This window comes from Streptomyces sp. NPDC005791 (assembly GCF_042871485.1).
Lineage (GTDB): Bacteria > Actinomycetota > Actinomycetes > Streptomycetales > Streptomycetaceae > Streptomyces.
On the sequence record NZ_JBIAIP010000001.1, the window covers coordinates 672,329 to 687,418 of the forward strand.

The 15,090-nt window shown below is 71.7% G+C and carries 17 protein-coding genes; 9 read left to right on the forward strand and 8 right to left on the reverse strand.

Going from position 1 to position 15,090, the window contains the following annotated elements; genetic code table 11:
* Positions 1-52 precede the first annotated feature (52 nt).
* Positions 53-1,432: an NADP-specific glutamate dehydrogenase gene (gene gdhA, locus ACFYSH_RS03280; protein ID WP_359467056.1), complete on the forward strand. Its 1,380-nt coding sequence runs from the start codon at positions 53-55 to the stop codon at positions 1,430-1,432.
* A 124-nt stretch (positions 1,433-1,556) separates the two neighbouring features.
* The gene (locus ACFYSH_RS03285; RefSeq protein WP_388750639.1) at positions 1,557-1,910 is read left to right on the forward strand and encodes a helix-turn-helix domain-containing protein; all 354 of its coding nucleotides are present in this window, start codon (positions 1,557-1,559) and stop codon (positions 1,908-1,910) included.
* 95 nt (positions 1,911-2,005) lie between these two features.
* Here ACFYSH_RS03285 and msrA read toward each other — a convergent pair whose 3' ends face one another.
* The 3 genes from msrA to ACFYSH_RS03300 all read right to left on the reverse strand — a co-directional run bounded on the left by msrA (position 2,006) and on the right by ACFYSH_RS03300 (position 4,092).
* Positions 2,006-2,710, reverse strand: a complete 705-nt coding sequence (msrA, locus tag ACFYSH_RS03290) for a peptide-methionine (S)-S-oxide reductase MsrA (RefSeq protein ID WP_388750642.1) — start codon at positions 2,708-2,710, stop codon at positions 2,006-2,008.
* A 67-nt stretch (positions 2,711-2,777) separates the two neighbouring features.
* On the reverse strand, positions 2,778-2,945 hold the full coding sequence (locus tag ACFYSH_RS03295; RefSeq protein WP_359467048.1) for a hypothetical protein: 168 nt from the start codon (positions 2,943-2,945) through the stop codon (positions 2,778-2,780).
* Positions 2,946-2,988: 43 nt separating this feature from the next.
* Positions 2,989-4,092, reverse strand: a complete 1,104-nt coding sequence (locus ACFYSH_RS03300; protein ID WP_359467046.1) for a hypothetical protein — start codon at positions 4,090-4,092, stop codon at positions 2,989-2,991.
* A gap of 79 nt (positions 4,093-4,171) precedes the next feature.
* Here ACFYSH_RS03300 and ACFYSH_RS03305 point away from each other — a divergent pair, with 79 nt between their 5' ends.
* On the forward strand, positions 4,172-5,317 hold the full coding sequence (locus ACFYSH_RS03305) for a cystathionine gamma-synthase (protein ID WP_359467044.1): 1,146 nt from the start codon (positions 4,172-4,174) through the stop codon (positions 5,315-5,317).
* A 57-nt stretch (positions 5,318-5,374) separates the two neighbouring features.
* Here the strand turns inward: ACFYSH_RS03305 and ACFYSH_RS03310 are convergent, their stop codons facing one another.
* Positions 5,375-5,566, reverse strand: a complete 192-nt coding sequence (locus ACFYSH_RS03310; RefSeq protein ID WP_031092876.1) for a DUF1059 domain-containing protein — start codon at positions 5,564-5,566, stop codon at positions 5,375-5,377.
* Positions 5,567-5,648: 82 nt separating this feature from the next.
* Positions 5,649-6,176 carry a MarR family transcriptional regulator gene (locus tag ACFYSH_RS03315; protein ID WP_359467040.1) on the reverse strand — a complete coding sequence of 176 codons (528 nt, stop codon included), beginning with the start codon at positions 6,174-6,176 and terminating at the stop codon, positions 5,649-5,651.
* 157 nt (positions 6,177-6,333) lie between these two features.
* Between ACFYSH_RS03315 and ilvA the strand changes: the two genes are divergently transcribed.
* The 3 genes from ilvA to ACFYSH_RS03330 all read left to right on the forward strand — a co-directional run bounded on the left by ilvA (position 6,334) and on the right by ACFYSH_RS03330 (position 9,572).
* Positions 6,334-7,563, forward strand: a complete 1,230-nt coding sequence (gene ilvA / locus ACFYSH_RS03320) for a threonine ammonia-lyase (protein WP_388750647.1) — start codon at positions 6,334-6,336, stop codon at positions 7,561-7,563.
* Between the two features lie 150 nt (positions 7,564-7,713).
* A complete protein-coding gene (locus ACFYSH_RS03325; RefSeq protein ID WP_388750650.1) occupies positions 7,714-8,718 on the forward strand; it encodes an ATP-binding cassette domain-containing protein in 1,005 nt (334 codons plus the stop codon).
* Positions 8,715-9,572 carry an ABC transporter permease gene (locus tag ACFYSH_RS03330; RefSeq protein WP_388750652.1) on the forward strand — a complete coding sequence of 286 codons (858 nt, stop codon included), beginning with the start codon at positions 8,715-8,717 and terminating at the stop codon, positions 9,570-9,572. Before ACFYSH_RS03325 ends, ACFYSH_RS03330 begins: the two co-directional genes overlap by 4 nt.
* A 160-nt stretch (positions 9,573-9,732) precedes the next feature.
* Here ACFYSH_RS03330 and ACFYSH_RS03335 read toward each other — a convergent pair whose 3' ends face one another.
* Entirely contained in the window at positions 9,733-11,670 is a 1,938-nt protein-coding gene (locus ACFYSH_RS03335; protein ID WP_388750655.1) for a BTAD domain-containing putative transcriptional regulator, read from the reverse strand.
* A 110-nt stretch (positions 11,671-11,780) separates the two neighbouring features.
* On the opposite strand from ACFYSH_RS03335, the gene ACFYSH_RS03340 reads away from it, so the two are divergent.
* Entirely contained in the window at positions 11,781-12,659 is an 879-nt protein-coding gene (locus tag ACFYSH_RS03340; RefSeq protein ID WP_359467027.1) for an alpha/beta hydrolase, read from the forward strand.
* A gap of 75 nt (positions 12,660-12,734) precedes the next feature.
* On the opposite strand, the gene greA is transcribed toward ACFYSH_RS03340, so the two are convergent.
* Together greA and ACFYSH_RS03350 are read right to left on the reverse strand one after the other, a co-directional pair.
* Positions 12,735-13,232, reverse strand: a complete 498-nt coding sequence (gene greA, locus ACFYSH_RS03345) for a transcription elongation factor GreA (RefSeq protein ID WP_359467024.1) — start codon at positions 13,230-13,232, stop codon at positions 12,735-12,737.
* A 190-nt stretch (positions 13,233-13,422) separates the two neighbouring features.
* On the reverse strand, positions 13,423-13,827 hold the full coding sequence (locus ACFYSH_RS03350) for a DUF4307 domain-containing protein (protein WP_359467022.1): 405 nt from the start codon (positions 13,825-13,827) through the stop codon (positions 13,423-13,425).
* Positions 13,828-13,924: 97 nt separating this feature from the next.
* On the opposite strand from ACFYSH_RS03350, the gene mca reads away from it, so the two are divergent.
* Positions 13,925-14,806, forward strand: a complete 882-nt coding sequence (gene mca, locus ACFYSH_RS03355; RefSeq protein ID WP_359467019.1) for a mycothiol conjugate amidase Mca — start codon at positions 13,925-13,927, stop codon at positions 14,804-14,806.
* A gap of 1 nt (position 14,807) precedes the next feature.
* Positions 14,808-15,080 carry a hypothetical protein gene (locus ACFYSH_RS03360; RefSeq protein WP_359467016.1) on the forward strand — a complete coding sequence of 91 codons (273 nt, stop codon included), beginning with the start codon at positions 14,808-14,810 and terminating at the stop codon, positions 15,078-15,080.
* Positions 15,081-15,090: the final 10 nt, after the last annotated feature.

Here is a 15,090-nt window from a genome sequence, read left to right on the forward strand (position 1 = left end):
GGGACAGGGAGCGCCGACGCGCACGATCCCATCCACGGAAGGTCTTGATCAGATGCCGGCCAGCTCCGACTCCTTCACCCCGCGCACCGCCGAGAACCGCGTCATCGAGCCGCTCTACGCGGAGATCCTGCGGCGCAACCAGGGCGAGGGCGAGTTCCACCAGGCGGTGCGCGAGGTCCTCGAAACCCTGGGCCCCGTGCTGGCGCAGCGCCCGGAGTTCGTCGACGCCCGCATCATCGAGCGCGTCTGTGAGCCCGAGCGTCAGCTCATCTTCCGCGTGCCGTGGTCGGACGACGCCGGCGACATCCACGTCAACCGCGGCTTCCGCGTCGAATTCTCCAGCTCGCTCGGCCCGTACAAGGGCGGGCTGCGCTTCCACCCCTCGGTCAACCTCGGCATCGTCAAGTTCCTCGGCTTCGAGCAGATCTTCAAGAACGCCCTCACCGGCATGCCGATCGGCGGCGGCAAGGGCGGCGCGGACTTCGACCCCAAGGGCCGCTCCGACGCCGAAGTCATGCGCTTCTGCCAGTCGTTCATGACCGAGCTCCACCGCCACCTGGGCGAGTACACCGACGTCCCCGCCGGTGACATCGGCGTCGGCGGCCGGGAGATCGGCTACCTCTTCGGCCAGTACAAGCGGATCACCAACCGCTACGAGTCCGGTGTGCTCACCGGGAAGGGCCTCGGCTGGGGAGGCGCCCAGGCGCGCACCGAGGCGACCGGTTACGGCTGCGTCCTGTTCACCGCCGAGATGCTGCGTGTGCGCGGCGAGTCCCTCGACGGCCAGCGCGTCGCGGTGTCCGGCTCCGGCAACGTGGCCATCTACGCCGTCGAGAAGGCCCAGCAGCTCGGCGCGACCGTCGTGACGTGCTCCGACTCGGGCGGCTACGTCGTGGACGAGAAGGGCATCGACCTCGAGCTGCTCAAGGAGATCAAGGAGACGGGCCGCGGCCGGATCTCCGAGTACGCCGAGCGGCGCGGCGACCAGGTGCGGTACGTCGAGGGCGCGGGCGTCTGGAACGTCCCCGTCGACGTGGCGCTGCCCTGCGCCACCCAGAACGAACTCCACGAGGCCGACGCCCTCGCCCTCGTACGCAACGGGGTGAAGGCGGTCGCCGAGGGCGCCAACATGCCCACCACCCCCGGCGCCGTCCAGGTCCTCCAGAAGGCGGGTGTCGCCTTCGCGCCCGGCAAGGCGGCCAACGCCGGCGGAGTGGCCACCAGCGCCCTGGAGATGCAGCAGAACGCCTCGCGCGACTCCTGGACCTTCGCCCACACGGAGGAGCGCCTGGCGCAGATCATGCGTCACATCCACGACTCGTGCCACACCACGGCCGAGAAGTACGGCAGCCCCGGCAACTACGTGGTGGGCGCGAACATCGCGGGCTTCGAGCTCGTCGCGGACGCGATGCTGGCACAGGGCCTGATCTGACCCAGCCTCATCAGGGCCTGGGGCGGCCGGGGACCCGGGCAACCCCGTTCTGCCGACAGCAGATCCGCCCGGCGCGGAAGGGTTTCCCCTCCCGCGCCGGGCGCTTCGTTCCTACGCTTGGACGATGAGCAGCCACGCGCCGGACCACACCCGCGTCATTCCCCTGCGTCCCGCCCCCGCCGCCAGGGAGCCCCTCTGGCGGGACGTCGTCGGAGACGTCCTGCGTCGCGAGCGCCTCGCCCAGGAGCGCACGCTCAAGGACGTGGCCGATGCCGCACGGATCTCCGTGCCGTACCTCTCCGAGGTCGAGCGAGGCCGCAAGGAGGCCTCCTCCGAGGTGCTGGCCGCGGCGGCGCGCTCGTTGGGGCTCGGGCTGGCCGACGTACTGTCCCTGGCCCACCGGGAGCTCGCCCGCAGCACGCCCTCGCGTACGTCTCCCGCCCGGGCCTCGTTGGGCGAGGTACGGCTGGCCGCCTGAGCGCACCGGCAGCAGGGCGACGGTGGACGACGTGGGCCCCGCCCCCGGACAGCAGCCGGGGAAGCGGGGCCCACGTCGGACCGCGGTGGTTCCGCTCACACGCCGGGGGCCGGGGCGATGCCCGTCGGGCAGGCGCGGCCCCAGTTCGTCTCGGAGGGGGACTCCAGCGTGGCGCCCGTACCGCCGATGCCGCAGTAACCGTCGGGGTTCTTGTCGAGGTACTGCTGGTGGTACGCCTCCGCCGGCCAGAAGGTGCGGCCCTCCGCCGGGAGGATCTCCGTGGTGATCGTGCCGAAGCCCGCGCCCGTCAGCACCTGCTGGTACGCCTCGCGGGACGCCTCCGCGGCCTCCGCCTGCTCGGGTGAGTGGGGGGAGAGCGCCGAGCGGTACTGCGTACCCACGTCGTTGCCCTGGCGGAAGCCCTGGGTCGGGTTGTGGGACTCCCAGAAGAGCTTCAGCAGGTCGGCGTAGCTCACGACCTTCGGGTCGAAGACCACGCGGACCGCCTCGGTGTGGCCGGTCAGGCCCGAGCAGGTCTCCTCGTACGACGGGTTCTCGGTGTAGCCGCCCTGGTAGCCGACGAGCGTCGTCCAGACGCCCTCCGTCTGCCAGAACTTGCGCTCGGCGCCCCAGAAACAGCCCAGCGCGAAGTCGGCGACCTCCAGGCCCTGCGGGTACGGGCCGGTCAGTGGGTTGCCGAGGACCGTGTGGCGGGAGGGCACCGTGAACGTGGGGGTGGGGCGGCCGCGCAGGGCCTCCTCCGGGGTGGGGAGCTGCGGGGTGCGGTGGGTCAGGAACATGCGGGGGCTCCTCCGGGGGTCGGGGTTCGCTCCGTACAACGCGGCGGGGGCGCCGTCGATTCCGGGCTCAGGTCGTCCCGGGAGCCGGGGGATCGCGCCGCGCGTCGCCGCCTCCGTCACGGTCCCGGGGGGCCGGGTTCTCGTACGAGGCCATGTACGCGGCCGTCTTCCTGCGCGCCCGCAGCCAGAACCAGACGGCGAGGGCGATCAGGATCAGCGGGATCAGTCGTGCCATGGGTGTGCCGGTCCAATCCGGAAAGGGGGCGGGTGAACGGAGGTCAGTGGAGCAGCGTGGCGGGGCTGCCGCCGTTCGCCTCGTACCCGGCGACGGCCAGCGCCCGGTACACCGTGTACTCGGCGGCCGGGTCCGGGTTCTGGGTCCAGGGCAGCGCGCCCACGTGGCCGTCGATGTGGACGAGCTGCCGCATGGCCTCCGACCAGCGTTCCATACGGACGAGGAAGAGGACCAGCAGGTGCCGGACATGGGCGAGCATCGGGTCGTCCCCGCGCGCCGCGTGCACCGCGAACATCGCCCCCTCGACCGCCTTCGTCACGACGACCCCCCGGTAGAAGCCCTGCACCAGATTGACCTCGGGCAGGTGCTCGTACACCGCGAACAGCGGCAGAGCGGCGAGCAGCGAGCCCTGCGGGGCGCGGGCGGCGGCCGTCGTCGCGAAGCGTTCGGCCTCCTCGCGGGAGCCGTGCCACTTCTCGCACCAGAAGTGCAGGGCCGCGATGTGCGCGCCCATGTGCGCGGGGGCACGGTCGATGATCTTCGCCCAGAGCTGGTCGAACTCCTCGTGGGAGTAGCCCAGTCCACGGGCGACGGCCAGCTCCACGATGTACGGGACGGGGTCGCCCGGAGCCAGCAGGGCCGCCTCGCCGCAGACCGTACGGGCCTCCTCCAGGATGATCCGGAAGTCGTCGGTGCCCACGGTGCCGGTGCGCCACGCCTGCTGCACCAGGAACTCCGCGTGCACCGCCGCCGCGCCCGCGTCCTTCGGTGCCTCGGCGCGCCACTCCCTCAGCCACGACCCGCCGACGCCGGGGCGCTGGGCCAGCTCCAGGGACGCCGCACCGGCGAACGCCTGCACCCGCTGCCAGCGGATCTCGCTCTCCTTCGGTGTCCCCGCGAGCAGCTGGGAGGCGGCCCGCCAGTTCCGGGTGCCCTGGACGACGTCGAGGACGTCGAGGAGGTCCTGGTCGGGTCCGGGCATCCGGACGTCCAGCTCCTCCTGACGCGCGAAGCCGTAGGTGTCCGGGTCGGCGGCGTCGGGCGAGCCGGGTGCGACCTGGCGGATACCGCCACGGCGCCGCAGCATGATCGGGCCGACGACGGCGACGAGCATGCACAGGGCGAGCAGGAACCACAGAATGTCCATGCGGTCCATTGTCCCCGGACGGGTAACCGGGCGGCGAGTGGCCCGTGACTTCCCGTCCGACGAACTACGCTCGGGCCCCATGAGCGACCAGCACAGCTTCGAGACCCTTGCGATCCACGCCGGCAACACGGCGGATCCCCTCACCGGCGCGGTGGTCCCGCCGATCTACCAGGTGTCCACGTACAAGCAGGACGGCGTCGGCGGACTGCGCGGCGGCTACGAGTACAGCCGCAGCGCCAACCCCACCCGCACCGCACTGGAGGAGAACCTGGCGGCACTGGAGGGCGGCCGCCGCGGGCTCGCCTTCGCGTCGGGCCTGGCCGCGGAGGACTGCCTCCTGCGTACGCTGCTGACGCCCGGGGACCACGTGGTCATCCCGAACGACGCCTACGGCGGAACCTTCCGGCTGTTCGCGAAGGTCGCCTCCCGTTGGGGCGTGGAGTTCTCGGTCGCCGACACCTCGGACGTGAGCGCGGTCCGGGCGGCCCTCACCCCGCGCACCAAGGCGATCTGGGTGGAGACGCCGTCGAACCCGTTGCTCGGCATCACCGACATCGCGGCCGTCGCCGGGGTGGCCCGGCAGGCGGGCGTGCGCCTCGTCGTCGACAACACCTTCGCCAGCCCCTACCTGCAGCAGCCGCTCTCGCTCGGCGCCGACGTCGTGGTGCACTCCACGACGAAGTACATGGGCGGACACTCGGACGTCGTCGGCGGCGCGCTCGTCACCGGCGACCCGGAGCTGGCCGAGGAACTGGCGTACCACCAGAACGCCATGGGCGCCGTGGCCGGGCCGTTCGACGCGTGGCTGGTGATGCGCGGCATCAAGACCCTCGCGGTCCGTATGGACCGCCACGACGCCAACGCCACCAAGGTCGCCGACCTGCTGACCCGGCACCGCGGGGTGACCCAGGTCCTGTACCCGGGGCTGCCGGACCACCCGGGCCATGAGGTCGCCGCCAAGCAGATGAAGGCGTTCGGCGGAATGGTGTCGTTCCGGGTCGCGGGCGGCGAGGAGGCGGCGGTCGAGGTCTGCAACCGCGCGAAGCTCTTCACGCTCGGGGAGTCGCTCGGCGGCGTCGAGTCGCTGATCGAGCACCCGGGCCGGATGACGCACGCGTCCACCGCCGGTTCCCTGCTGGAGGTGCCTGCCGACCTGGTCCGGCTGTCCGTCGGCATCGAGAACGCCGACGACCTGCTGGCCGACCTGACGCAGGCCCTCGGCTGACAGCCGAGCCCTCCGGCGGCCGGGCGGGAGCCCGGCCGCCGGAGGGCTCGAACCGCGTCAGGCGGCGACCTTCTCGTCCTCCAGCGAGGCCCGGATCTGCTCCCGCATCTCCGGGCTGTCCGTGTGCTCATGGACCGAGACCGCGTGTTCGGCGGCGGCCCGGACGACTTCGTCCTCCTCACCGGAGATGGTGAGCGAGCAGTTCGAGACACTCGGATACCTACGGCAGTCGGCGATCTTCCGTGTCATGACGGCCTCCTCGACTCGCGCGTGCAGGCCCTTCCAGCGTAGATCCGGACGACCGGACGGACAGCCCGGGAGAAGAAGCCGGTCAGTTCTCCTGCGCCGGCTGGTGCGCCGCCTGCCGGGCCGCCAGCGAACCGTTGAACCGGGTCAGCAGGGCGCAGAAGGTGTCGCGCTCCTCCTCGGTCCACCCCTCGGTCACCTGGGACATCAGCTCACGCCGCGAGGCACGGACCTCGTCCAGACGGGCCTGGCCGCGCGGCGACAGCTGCAGCACGACGGCACGCCCGTCCTCCGGGTGCGAGGTCCGCTTGACGAGGCCGGTGTCGACGAGCGGCGCGACCTGCCGGGTCACGGTCGAGGAGTCGATCCCCATGCCCGCGGCCAGCGCCTTGACGCCCATGGGGCCTTCCACGTCGAGCCGGTTGAGCAGCAGATAGGCCGCCCGGTCCATCGAGTTGCGGACCTGGCCGACCCCGCCGAGGCGGGTCTGCTCGGCACGGCGGGCGAAGACGGCCACCTGGTGCTGGAGAGAGTCGAGCAGGTGGTCCGTTCCATGTCCGGGGGCCGCGCCCCCGGTGGGAGACGCATCAGTCGTCATGTCCTGTGGGGGCATGGCCGGGGGCTCTCTTCGTGCGGTGTCGGATGGGTGGGGGACAGAGTACGCGGCCACGGGGCAACGTGTGCCAGCCCTGCACAAACCTGTGGACACCACCGCAGGCCGCCATGAGATGCGACGGCCCCGTCCGCTCCGAGCTGCAAGACTTGCGGTCATGACCTTCCGTACGTCAGGCCCCTTTCCTCCGCTGCTCCTCGACGACGTCCGAGGGGCGCAGAAGATGCTGTCCGGGGTCGCCAGAACGACCGGGATGGAGGGCAGCCGCCACCTCAGCTCCCTCGTCGGAGCACCGGTCCACCTCAAGTGCGAGAACCTCCAGCGCACCGGGTCGTTCAAACTGCGTGGCGCGTACGTACGGATCTCCGGCCTCACCCCCGTCGAACGCGCGGCCGGAGTGGTGGCCGCGAGTGCCGGAAACCATGCGCAGGGTGTAGCACTGGCCTCCTCGCTGCTCGGCGTACGTTCCACGGTCTTCATGCCCGTCGGCGCGCCCCTGCCGAAGGTCGCCGCGACCCGGGAGTACGGGGCCGAGGTCCGGCTGCACGGGCAGGTGGTGGACGAGACGCTCGCCGCCGCACAGGCGTACGCCGAGGAGACCGGCGCCGTCTTCATCCACCCCTTCGACCACCCGGACATCATCGCGGGGCAGGGCACCGTGGGCCTGGAGATCCTCGAACAGTGCCCTGAGGTCCGCACGATCGTCGTCGGCATCGGAGGCGGCGGTCTCGCCGCGGGGATCGCCGTCGCGGTGAAGGCGCTGCGCCCCGACGTCAGGATCGTCGGCGTCCAGGCGGCGGGCGCGGCCGCCTTCCCGCCCTCACTCTCCGCCGGGCACCCGGTGGCGCTCGGCTCGGTGCAGACCATGGCAGACGGGATCAAGGTGGGACGGCCCGGCGACCTCACGTTCCCGCTGATTCAGGAGCTGGTGGACGAGGTCCGTACCGTCTCCGAGGACGAACTCTCCAGCGCGCTGCTGCTGTGCCTGGAACGCGCCAAGATGGTCGTCGAACCGGCTGGGGCGAGCCCCGTCGCGGCGCTGCTGAGCGACCCGGAGTCGTTCCGTGGACCCGTCGTCGCCGTGCTGTCGGGAGGCAATGTGGACCCCCTGCTGATGCAGCGCGTCCTGACGCACGGCATGGTCGCGGCGGGCCGCTACCTGAGCCTGCGGCTCCGCCTCACCGACCGGCCGGGCGCGCTGGCCGCGCTGCTCACCACCCTGACCGTCGCCGACGCCAACGTGCTCGACATCAGCCACGTGCGGACCGACCCGCGGCTCGGACTCACCGAGGCGGAAGTGGAACTCCACCTGGAGACCAAGGGGCCGGAGCACTGCGAGGAGGTCGCCGCGGTGCTGCGGGACGCCGGTTACCTGGTGCGGGTCTGAGCACCGGCCCCTTCCGCGGCAAACCAGTTGTCGGTCGCGATGCATCGCGTTACCTTGCATCGCCGAACATGCCGGTGTTCCCGGCCTCCGAGGGCCGGTGACCCTACGATCCGGTCTGGAATGCACCGACAGCAACTGGGGGAGTTCCGTATGCCAGGCGCCATCTACGCCGAAGGCCTGGTGAAGACCTTCGGCGATGTACGAGCACTGGGCGGCGTCGATCTCGACGTACCCGAAGGCACCGTCCTCGGCCTGCTGGGGCCCAACGGCGCCGGCAAGACGACGGCCGTGCGGGTCCTGACCACACTGCTGCGGCCCGACAGCGGGCGGGCCGTCGTGGCGGGCATCGACGTACTGAAGCATCCGAACGAGGTGCGCCGCTCGATCGGCCTCTCCGGCCAGTTCGCCGCCGTCGACGAATACCTCACCGGCCGTGAGAACCTCCAGATGGTCGGGCAGCTCTACCAGATGAGTTCACGCGATGCGAAGAAGCGGGCGGGGGAACTCCTGGAGCGGTTCAACCTCGCCGACGCGGCCGACCGCACCGCGAAGACGTACTCCGGGGGCATGCGCCGCCGACTCGACCTGGCGGCCGCGCTCGTCGTGTCCCCGCCGGTGATGTTCATGGACGAGCCCACGACCGGGCTCGACCCGCGGAACCGTCAGCAGCTGTGGGAGGTCATCCAGGACCTCGTCGCGGGCGGTACGACGCTGCTGCTGACCACGCAGTACCTGGAGGAGGCCGACCACCTGGCCCACGACATCTGCGTCATCGACCACGGCAAGGTCATCGCCCGCGGCACCTCCGACCAGCTCAAGGCCCGCACCGGCGGCGAACGCGTCGAGGTCGTCGTCCACCAGCCCGACCAGATCGACCCCGCCCGGTCGGTGCTCGCCACGTACGGCAAGGGGGAGATCTCCGTCGCCGAACACACCCGCAAGCTGACCGTCCCGGTCACCGGCGGGGCCAAACTGCTCGCCGAGGTCATCCGTGACCTCGACACCCACGGCGTGGAGATCGACGACATCGGCCTGCGCCGCCCCACCCTCGACGACGTCTTCATCTCGCTCACCGGCCACGCCGCGGAGCAGGAGAAGAGCGGCGAGACCTCATCGGACAAGGCCGCGGACGGCCGGAAGGAGGACGGGAAGTGACCGCCACCACGGGCACCCCGAAGCTCGCACCGATCAGGCTGCGAAGCGGCATCGCCCAGTCCGTCACCGACTCACTGGTCGTCGCCAAGCGCAATCTGATCCGTATGGCCCGCATCCCGGAGATGGTCATCTTCGGCCTGGTCCAGCCGATCATGTTCGTGGTGCTGTTCACCTACGTCTTCGGCGGTTCCATCAAGGTCGGCGGGTCCATCTCCCCGCAGGCCTACCGCGAGTTCCTCATGGCGGGCATCTTCGCGCAGACCGTCACCTTCGCCACCGCGGGCGCCGGCGCGGGTATCGCCGACGACATGCACAAGGGGCTCATCGACCGGTTCAGGTCCCTCCCGATGGCCAGGGGCGCCGTCCTGACCGGACGTACCCTCGCCGACCTCGTCCAGACCGCGCTCACACTCGTCGTGCTCGCGGGCGTCGCGCTCATCGTCGGCTGGCGGGTCCACGAGAACATCGGCAAGGTGCTGCTCGGCTTCCTGCTGCTGCTCCTGCTCGGGCACGCCTTCTCCTGGATCGGCGCCCTGATCGGGCTCGTCGTGCGCACGCCCGAGGCGGCCACGTCCGGCGGGCTGATCTGGCTCTTCCCGCTGACGTTCATCTCGAACGCCTTCGTGGACGCCAACCAGATGCCGACGTTCCTGCGCCACATCGCGGAGTGGAACCCCTTCAGCGCCACCGTGCAGGCCTGCCGTGAGCTGTTCGGCAACCTGCCGCCGGGCTTCGTGACACCGGACGCCTGGCCGATGCGGCACCCGATCCTGGCCTCGGTGATCTGGTCGGTGCTGATCCTCGTCGTCTTCCGGACACTGGCGGTCCGTAAGTACCGCCAGGCGGCGGGGTGACGGCCGCGCGGTCGCCAACTACTGGTCCAGGAGCCGGGTATGACGCCCGTCCGTGCCGTCGTCCGGCACATCTCATGGACCCTTGCCCCGGACCGGGAGCCGGACGCTAAGCCGGGGGCCCGCTCGTGACGGGGTCCTCCCAAGGGCCCGTCGGCCCCGCTCACCCTGCTCCCGCGCAGGCCTCCGCCTCCGCCAGGTAGCGCGCCACCGGGCCCAGGGTCAGCAACCCGCTGGCGGCGCCCGCGTGTTCACTACGGGCATCGCGCAGGGCAGCCACGGCCCGTGCGGCCGTCGCGCGTTCGCCCAGGTGTGCGGCGGCGCGGGCGGTCAGGGACCACAGGGCCTCCTGCATGTGGTCGGGCGGTGGTTCCGGCACGGCGGCGAGGGCGGCGCGGGCGTCCTCGGTCCGGTCCTGGGCGAGCAGGACGAGAGGGCGCGCCCAGGGTCGGTACGGTCCCCAGTCGAGGTGCGGGTCGGTGGGCGTGGGCCGGTCGTGCAGCAGGCGCAGCCCCAGGAGGGCGAGGGGGAACAGGCCACGGTGCAGCCCCGGCATTCCGGCCGTCCGGAGGGCGTCCTCGGCGGCGCGGTAGTGCGCGGCGGCCGTGGCGGCGGTCGGTCCGCCCTGTTGAGTGCTGCGGGCGGCCGTGGCCCGGGCCCTGAACCACCCGGTGAGGACGGGGACGAGGGGCGCCTCGGTGGTGGCGGCGAGCTGTTCGGCGGCCTCGGCGTGCGAGGCGGCGGCGTCGAGGTCGCCGAGGGCCGAGGCGGACTGCAGGCGGATGAGCCGGCCGAGTACGGCGAAGTGCGGAAGCTCGTGCCGGGCGGCCAGACCGAGGATCTCGGCGCCGATCCCGTCCCGTACCGTCGCGAGCCCGGGGCGGGCGAAGGACTGCAGGAACACCCCGTCGAGAGCGAACGCCAGCAGGGCGGGATCGCCCAGGTCCCGTGCCAGCGCCTCGGCCTGCCGTGCCGCCTGCTCGGCGCGGGTCAGCTCGGTTGCGGACGCATCGGCGCTGCGGCTCTCGACGGCGACCGTGGCCAGGAGGCGGGCCACCAGGTCGGCCGGACCGTCGGGGCCGAGCGCGGTGAGCGTGCGCTCGGCGGTCGCGACGACGGCGCGGCACTGCTCGGGGTCGTCGGCCCGGCTCCAGAGGGCGGGTACGTCGTAGGCGCCGATGATCCGGGCGGTCAGGGCGGGGTCTCCGGTGCGTTCCGCGGCCCGTACGGCGGCGAGGCGGTCGCGCCGCGAGTGGACGAGGGCGTCGCCGCCCGCCAGTGCGAGGGTGCGGGCCAGATCCACGGTGGTGCGCGGGCCGAGTCGGACACCAGGACCGGTCCACGCGGTACGTGCTCCTTCGGCGGGCACGTAGCCGTTGAGGATGTCCGTCTCCAGGCGTTGGAGGCCGGCACCCGGGTCGAGGCCGAGCCGGTCGACGAGCATCGCGCGGGCGCGGCGGAGGGTGGCGAGCGCGTCGGCCTGGCGGCCCGCGCGGTGGAGCGCGCGGGCGAGCAGTCCCCAGGCCGGCTCACGCCACGGGTGCTCGGCGACGTGGGCGCCCAGCTCGGCGACGAGGCCGGCGTCTTCCCCGGAGTCGAGGAGGACGCGGGCGTGCAGTTCCACCCCTTCGAGCCGCAGCTCCTCCAGCCGGGCCCGCTCGCGCCGCGCCCACTCGGAGCCGGTCACATCGGCGTAGGCGGGTCCGCGCCAGGCCGCGAGTTCCGTGCCGAGGCCGGTCACCGCGTCGGGGTGGCGCCGGGCACGGGCCAGGGTGTCCTGGAAGCGGTGGACATCCACGTCCTCGCGCGGCAGGCGCAGCGCGTAGCCGGGGCCTTCGGTGACGAGCACGCACGGTGGATCGCGGGGCGGCCGGTCGGGTTCGAGGGCGCGGCGCAGGGCGGCGACGAACGTGCGCAGAGCACCCACCGCGCGGGCCGGCGGGTCGGTCCACAGGTCGTCGACGAGGGTGTCGGTGGTGACCATCCGTCCTTCGGCGGCCACGAGCCGGGCGAGTACCTCGCGATGGCGGGGCCCGCCCAGGCCGACCGGACTGCCGTCGTCGTGGAAGGCCCGCACGGCGCCGAGTACGTCGATTCGCATGCCCCCATCCTCCGTGCCGGGAACCGGCAGCGCCGCCTCGTACTGATCGGCTGCTGATCGCCGTCGCCCAGGCTGACCGGGTCAGCCCCCGACCCGCTAGGACGGTCCTCATGGCGCTCACCCTTCCCGGTTTCGATCATTTCCGCCTGCCCGGCGAGGACGGTGTGGAGCTGGCTGCCGCCGTCGGCGGCAGCGGCAGCCCGGTCGTGCTGTTGCACGGCTTCCCCCAGACCCACCTGATGTGGCGGCACGTCGCCGAGCGGCTCGCCGGCGCGCACACGGTGATCTGCCCCGACCTGCGGGGCTACGGCGCCAGCGACAGGCCGGCCGCCACCGGGCCCGAGGTCTACGCCAAGCGCACCATGGCCGCCGACGTCGTCGCTCTGGCGGCGGCGCTCGGCCACGAGCGCTTCGCCCTCGTCGGCCACGACCGGGGCGCCCTGGTCGCCTTCCGCGCCGGGCTCGACCACCCCGAGACCGTCACGCACCTGGGCATCCTCGACGTCGTGCCGACGCTCGACATGTGGAACGTCCTGCACGGCGCCCCGGCGGCGGTCGGCTACCACCTCTTCCTCATGGCGCAACCGCCCGGCCTGCCGGAGACGATGATCGCCAACAGTGCGGACATGTTCTTCGGCTCGTTCCTCGACGCCTGGGCCGCCGACCCGGCCGCCATGCCGCAGGAGGTGCGTGCCGAGTACCTGCGGGCGAGCGCCGCGGCGGTGACGTCGATCGTCGCGGACTACCGGGCCTCGGCGGGCGTCGACGTCACGCACGACCAGGCGGATCTGGACGCCGGTTCGCAGCTGGCGATGCCCGTGACGGTCGTCCAGCAGGACTGGGGCGCGCGGCTGGGCTACGACGCCGCCGGGGTGTGGAAGGCGTGGGCGCCGGACCTCGACCACCGGCTGACCCGGTCGGGGCACTTCATGGCCGAGGAGGCTCCCGACGAGATCACGTCGGCGATCGTGGACCTGCTGGCCCGCTGAGGCCACCGCCCGCCCCCGGACACGACGGAGCCCCGGCCGCGAGGGCGGCCGGGGCTCCGTACGTGTGTGTGGGGCTCAGCCCTGGTAGGGCTTCGCCGAGACGATCTTCACCGTGGCCTTCTTGCCGTTCGGCAGCTCGTACTCCGCGTCCTCGCCCATCCGCTTGCCGTTCACGCCCATGCCGAGCGGGGACTGGGGCGAGTAGGTCTCGATGTCGGTGCTCGCGTACTCACGGGAGGCGAGCAGGAAGGTGACCGTGTCGTCCGGGTCGCCGTCGAAGGCGATCGTCACGACCATGCCGGGCTCGACCACGCCGTCGTCGGCGGGGGCTTCGCCGACCTTCGCGTGCTCCAGGAGCTGGGTCAGCTGACGGACCCGGAGCTCCATCTTGCCCTGCTCCTCCTTGGCCGCGTGGTAGCCGCCGTTCTCGCGGAGGTCACCTTCCTCGCGGGCCGCCGCGATCTTGACGGAGATCTCCGTGCGCGCGGGACCAGACAGGTACTCCAGCTCTGCCTTCAGCTGGTTGTACGCCTCCGGCGTGAGCCAGGTGACGTTATCGCTGGTCTGGGTCACAGGGTGCTCCTCGTCGGTGCTGGGAATACAAAGCAACGCCCTACCCCAAGCATGCGCTGCCACGGGTGGGCGAAACAACGAGCCTAACAATTCCGCGCGAAAAGGGGGAGAAGGTAAAACCTCACACGCGCGTCCGGGCAGGTCAGCCCGAGAGCGTCGGTATCAGGGGCGGCGCGCGCCCCCGGCGCGGTCAGCTCCCCGCCGCGCACCCCTTGAGCTCCACGGCCGTCGCCCTGGAGGTGGTGCGCAGGGTGACGACCTCGTCGATCCGCCCGGAGCGCTCGTCGAAGCGGAAGTCCGCCCGGCCGACCTCTCCGCCGTCCTCGCTCAGGGCGCGGAGCGTGCAGTGTCCTTCGGCGTCCGGCTCCTTGCGGACCTCGAGGTGTGCCTCGGCGCGGCTGTCGGAGACGATCCTGGACTTGATGAGCTCGGCGCTGACGTCCTGGCCGGACACGTAGTCGTAGCCGAACCAGCCGATCATGGCGAGGAAGGCCACGCCCAGCACGGAGCCGGTGATCCTCAGCCCGCGGTCCGCCCGCTGATCCTGCGACCGGCCGTAGCGCCCTTCGGGCAAGGCCTCGCGAACCGCTGCCATGATCGTTCCTCCCGTACCGGGGTTCGAGGAATTTTCCACCCCCCGGTTCAGTCACTATAGAAGCCGACCACTGCGACGAATCACTGAGGACCGAGTCTTGACCGAGCAGCTGCGACTGATGGCCGTTCACGCCCACCCCGACGACGAGTCGAGCAAGGGCGCGGCCACCATGGCCAAGTACGTGTCCGAGGGGGTGGACGTCCTGGTCGTCACCTGCACGGGGGGCGAGCGGGGATCCATCCTCAATCCGAAGCTCCAGGGGGACGCGTACATCGAGGCGAACATCCACGAGGTGCGCAAGAAGGAGATGGACGAGGCCCGGGAGATCCTGGGAGTCCAGCAGGAGTGGCTCGGCTTCGTCGACTCGGGTCTGCCCGAGGGTGACCCGCTGCCGCCGCTGCCGGAGGGCTGCTTCGCGCTGGAGGACGACGAGACTGCGGCGGGACGTCTCGTCGCGAAGATCCGTGCGTTCCGGCCGCAGGTGATCACCACGTACGACGAGAACGGCGGGTACCCGCACCCCGACCACATCAAGACGCACACGATCTCGATGATCGCGTTCGAGGGCGCCGCGGACACCGAGAGGTACCCCGAGGCGGAGTTCGGCCCGGCCTTCCAGCCGCAGAAGCTCTACTACAACCAGGGCTTCAACAAGCCCCGCACGGTCGCGCTGCACGAGGCGCTCCTCGCCCGTGGGCTGGAGTCCCCGTACGGCGAATGGCTGGAGCGGTGGAAGGAGTTCGAGCGCGCCGAGCGCACGCTGACCACGCACATCCCGTGCGATGACTTCTTCGAGATCCGGGACAAGGCGCTGATCGCGCACGCCACGCAGATCGATCCGGACGGCGGCTGGTTCCGCGTGCCGATGGACATCCAGCGGGAGGTCTGGCCGACCGAGGAGTACGAGCTGGCCAAGTCTCTGGTCGCTACGTCCCTCCCCGAGAGCGACCTCTTCGCGGGCATCCGCGACAATGCCTGATATGTACGCGACCCAGGCACTGACGCAGTTCGTTCCGCTCGCCGCCAAGGAGCTCGACGAGAACAAGGTGACTCCCGGCGTTCTCGGCTTCCTCGTCTTCGCGGCACTCGCCGTCGGGGTGTGGTTCCTGATGAAGTCGATGAACCGCCACATGGGCAAGGTCGACTTCGAGGAGGCCCCCGACCCGGCCGCGGTGCCCGCGGGCACCGACGGGAAGGCGGAGGCCGCCGCCTCCGGCACGGAGGCGAAGGCGACCGCCCCGGGCAAGGGCTGACACCGACGGG

What these genes read in the sequence shown, in the direction of transcription:
- gdhA (WP_359467056.1), top strand. Translation starts at nt 53, where the DNA reads ATGCCGGCCAGCTCCGACTCCTTCACCCCGCGCACCGCCGAGAACCGC.
- ACFYSH_RS03285 (WP_388750639.1), top strand. Translation starts at nt 1,557, where the DNA reads ATGAGCAGCCACGCGCCGGACCACACCCGCGTCATTCCCCTGCGTCCC.
- msrA (WP_388750642.1), bottom strand. Translation starts at nt 2,710, where the DNA reads ATGTTCCTGACCCACCGCACCCCGCAGCTCCCCACCCCGGAGGAGGCC.
- ACFYSH_RS03295 (WP_359467048.1), bottom strand. Translation starts at nt 2,945, where the DNA reads ATGGCACGACTGATCCCGCTGATCCTGATCGCCCTCGCCGTCTGGTTC.
- ACFYSH_RS03300 (WP_359467046.1), bottom strand. Translation starts at nt 4,092, where the DNA reads ATGGACATTCTGTGGTTCCTGCTCGCCCTGTGCATGCTCGTCGCCGTC.
- ACFYSH_RS03305 (WP_359467044.1), top strand. Translation starts at nt 4,172, where the DNA reads ATGAGCGACCAGCACAGCTTCGAGACCCTTGCGATCCACGCCGGCAAC.
- ACFYSH_RS03310 (WP_031092876.1), bottom strand. Translation starts at nt 5,566, where the DNA reads ATGACACGGAAGATCGCCGACTGCCGTAGGTATCCGAGTGTCTCGAAC.
- ACFYSH_RS03315 (WP_359467040.1), bottom strand. Translation starts at nt 6,176, where the DNA reads ATGCCCCCACAGGACATGACGACTGATGCGTCTCCCACCGGGGGCGCG.
- ilvA (WP_388750647.1), top strand. Translation starts at nt 6,334, where the DNA reads ATGACCTTCCGTACGTCAGGCCCCTTTCCTCCGCTGCTCCTCGACGAC.
- ACFYSH_RS03325 (WP_388750650.1), top strand. Translation starts at nt 7,714, where the DNA reads ATGCCAGGCGCCATCTACGCCGAAGGCCTGGTGAAGACCTTCGGCGAT.
- ACFYSH_RS03335 (WP_388750655.1), bottom strand. Translation starts at nt 11,670, where the DNA reads ATGCGAATCGACGTACTCGGCGCCGTGCGGGCCTTCCACGACGACGGC.
- ACFYSH_RS03340 (WP_359467027.1), top strand. Translation starts at nt 11,781, where the DNA reads ATGGCGCTCACCCTTCCCGGTTTCGATCATTTCCGCCTGCCCGGCGAG.
- ACFYSH_RS03350 (WP_359467022.1), bottom strand. Translation starts at nt 13,827, where the DNA reads ATGGCAGCGGTTCGCGAGGCCTTGCCCGAAGGGCGCTACGGCCGGTCG.
- ACFYSH_RS03360 (WP_359467016.1), top strand. Translation starts at nt 14,808, where the DNA reads ATGTACGCGACCCAGGCACTGACGCAGTTCGTTCCGCTCGCCGCCAAG.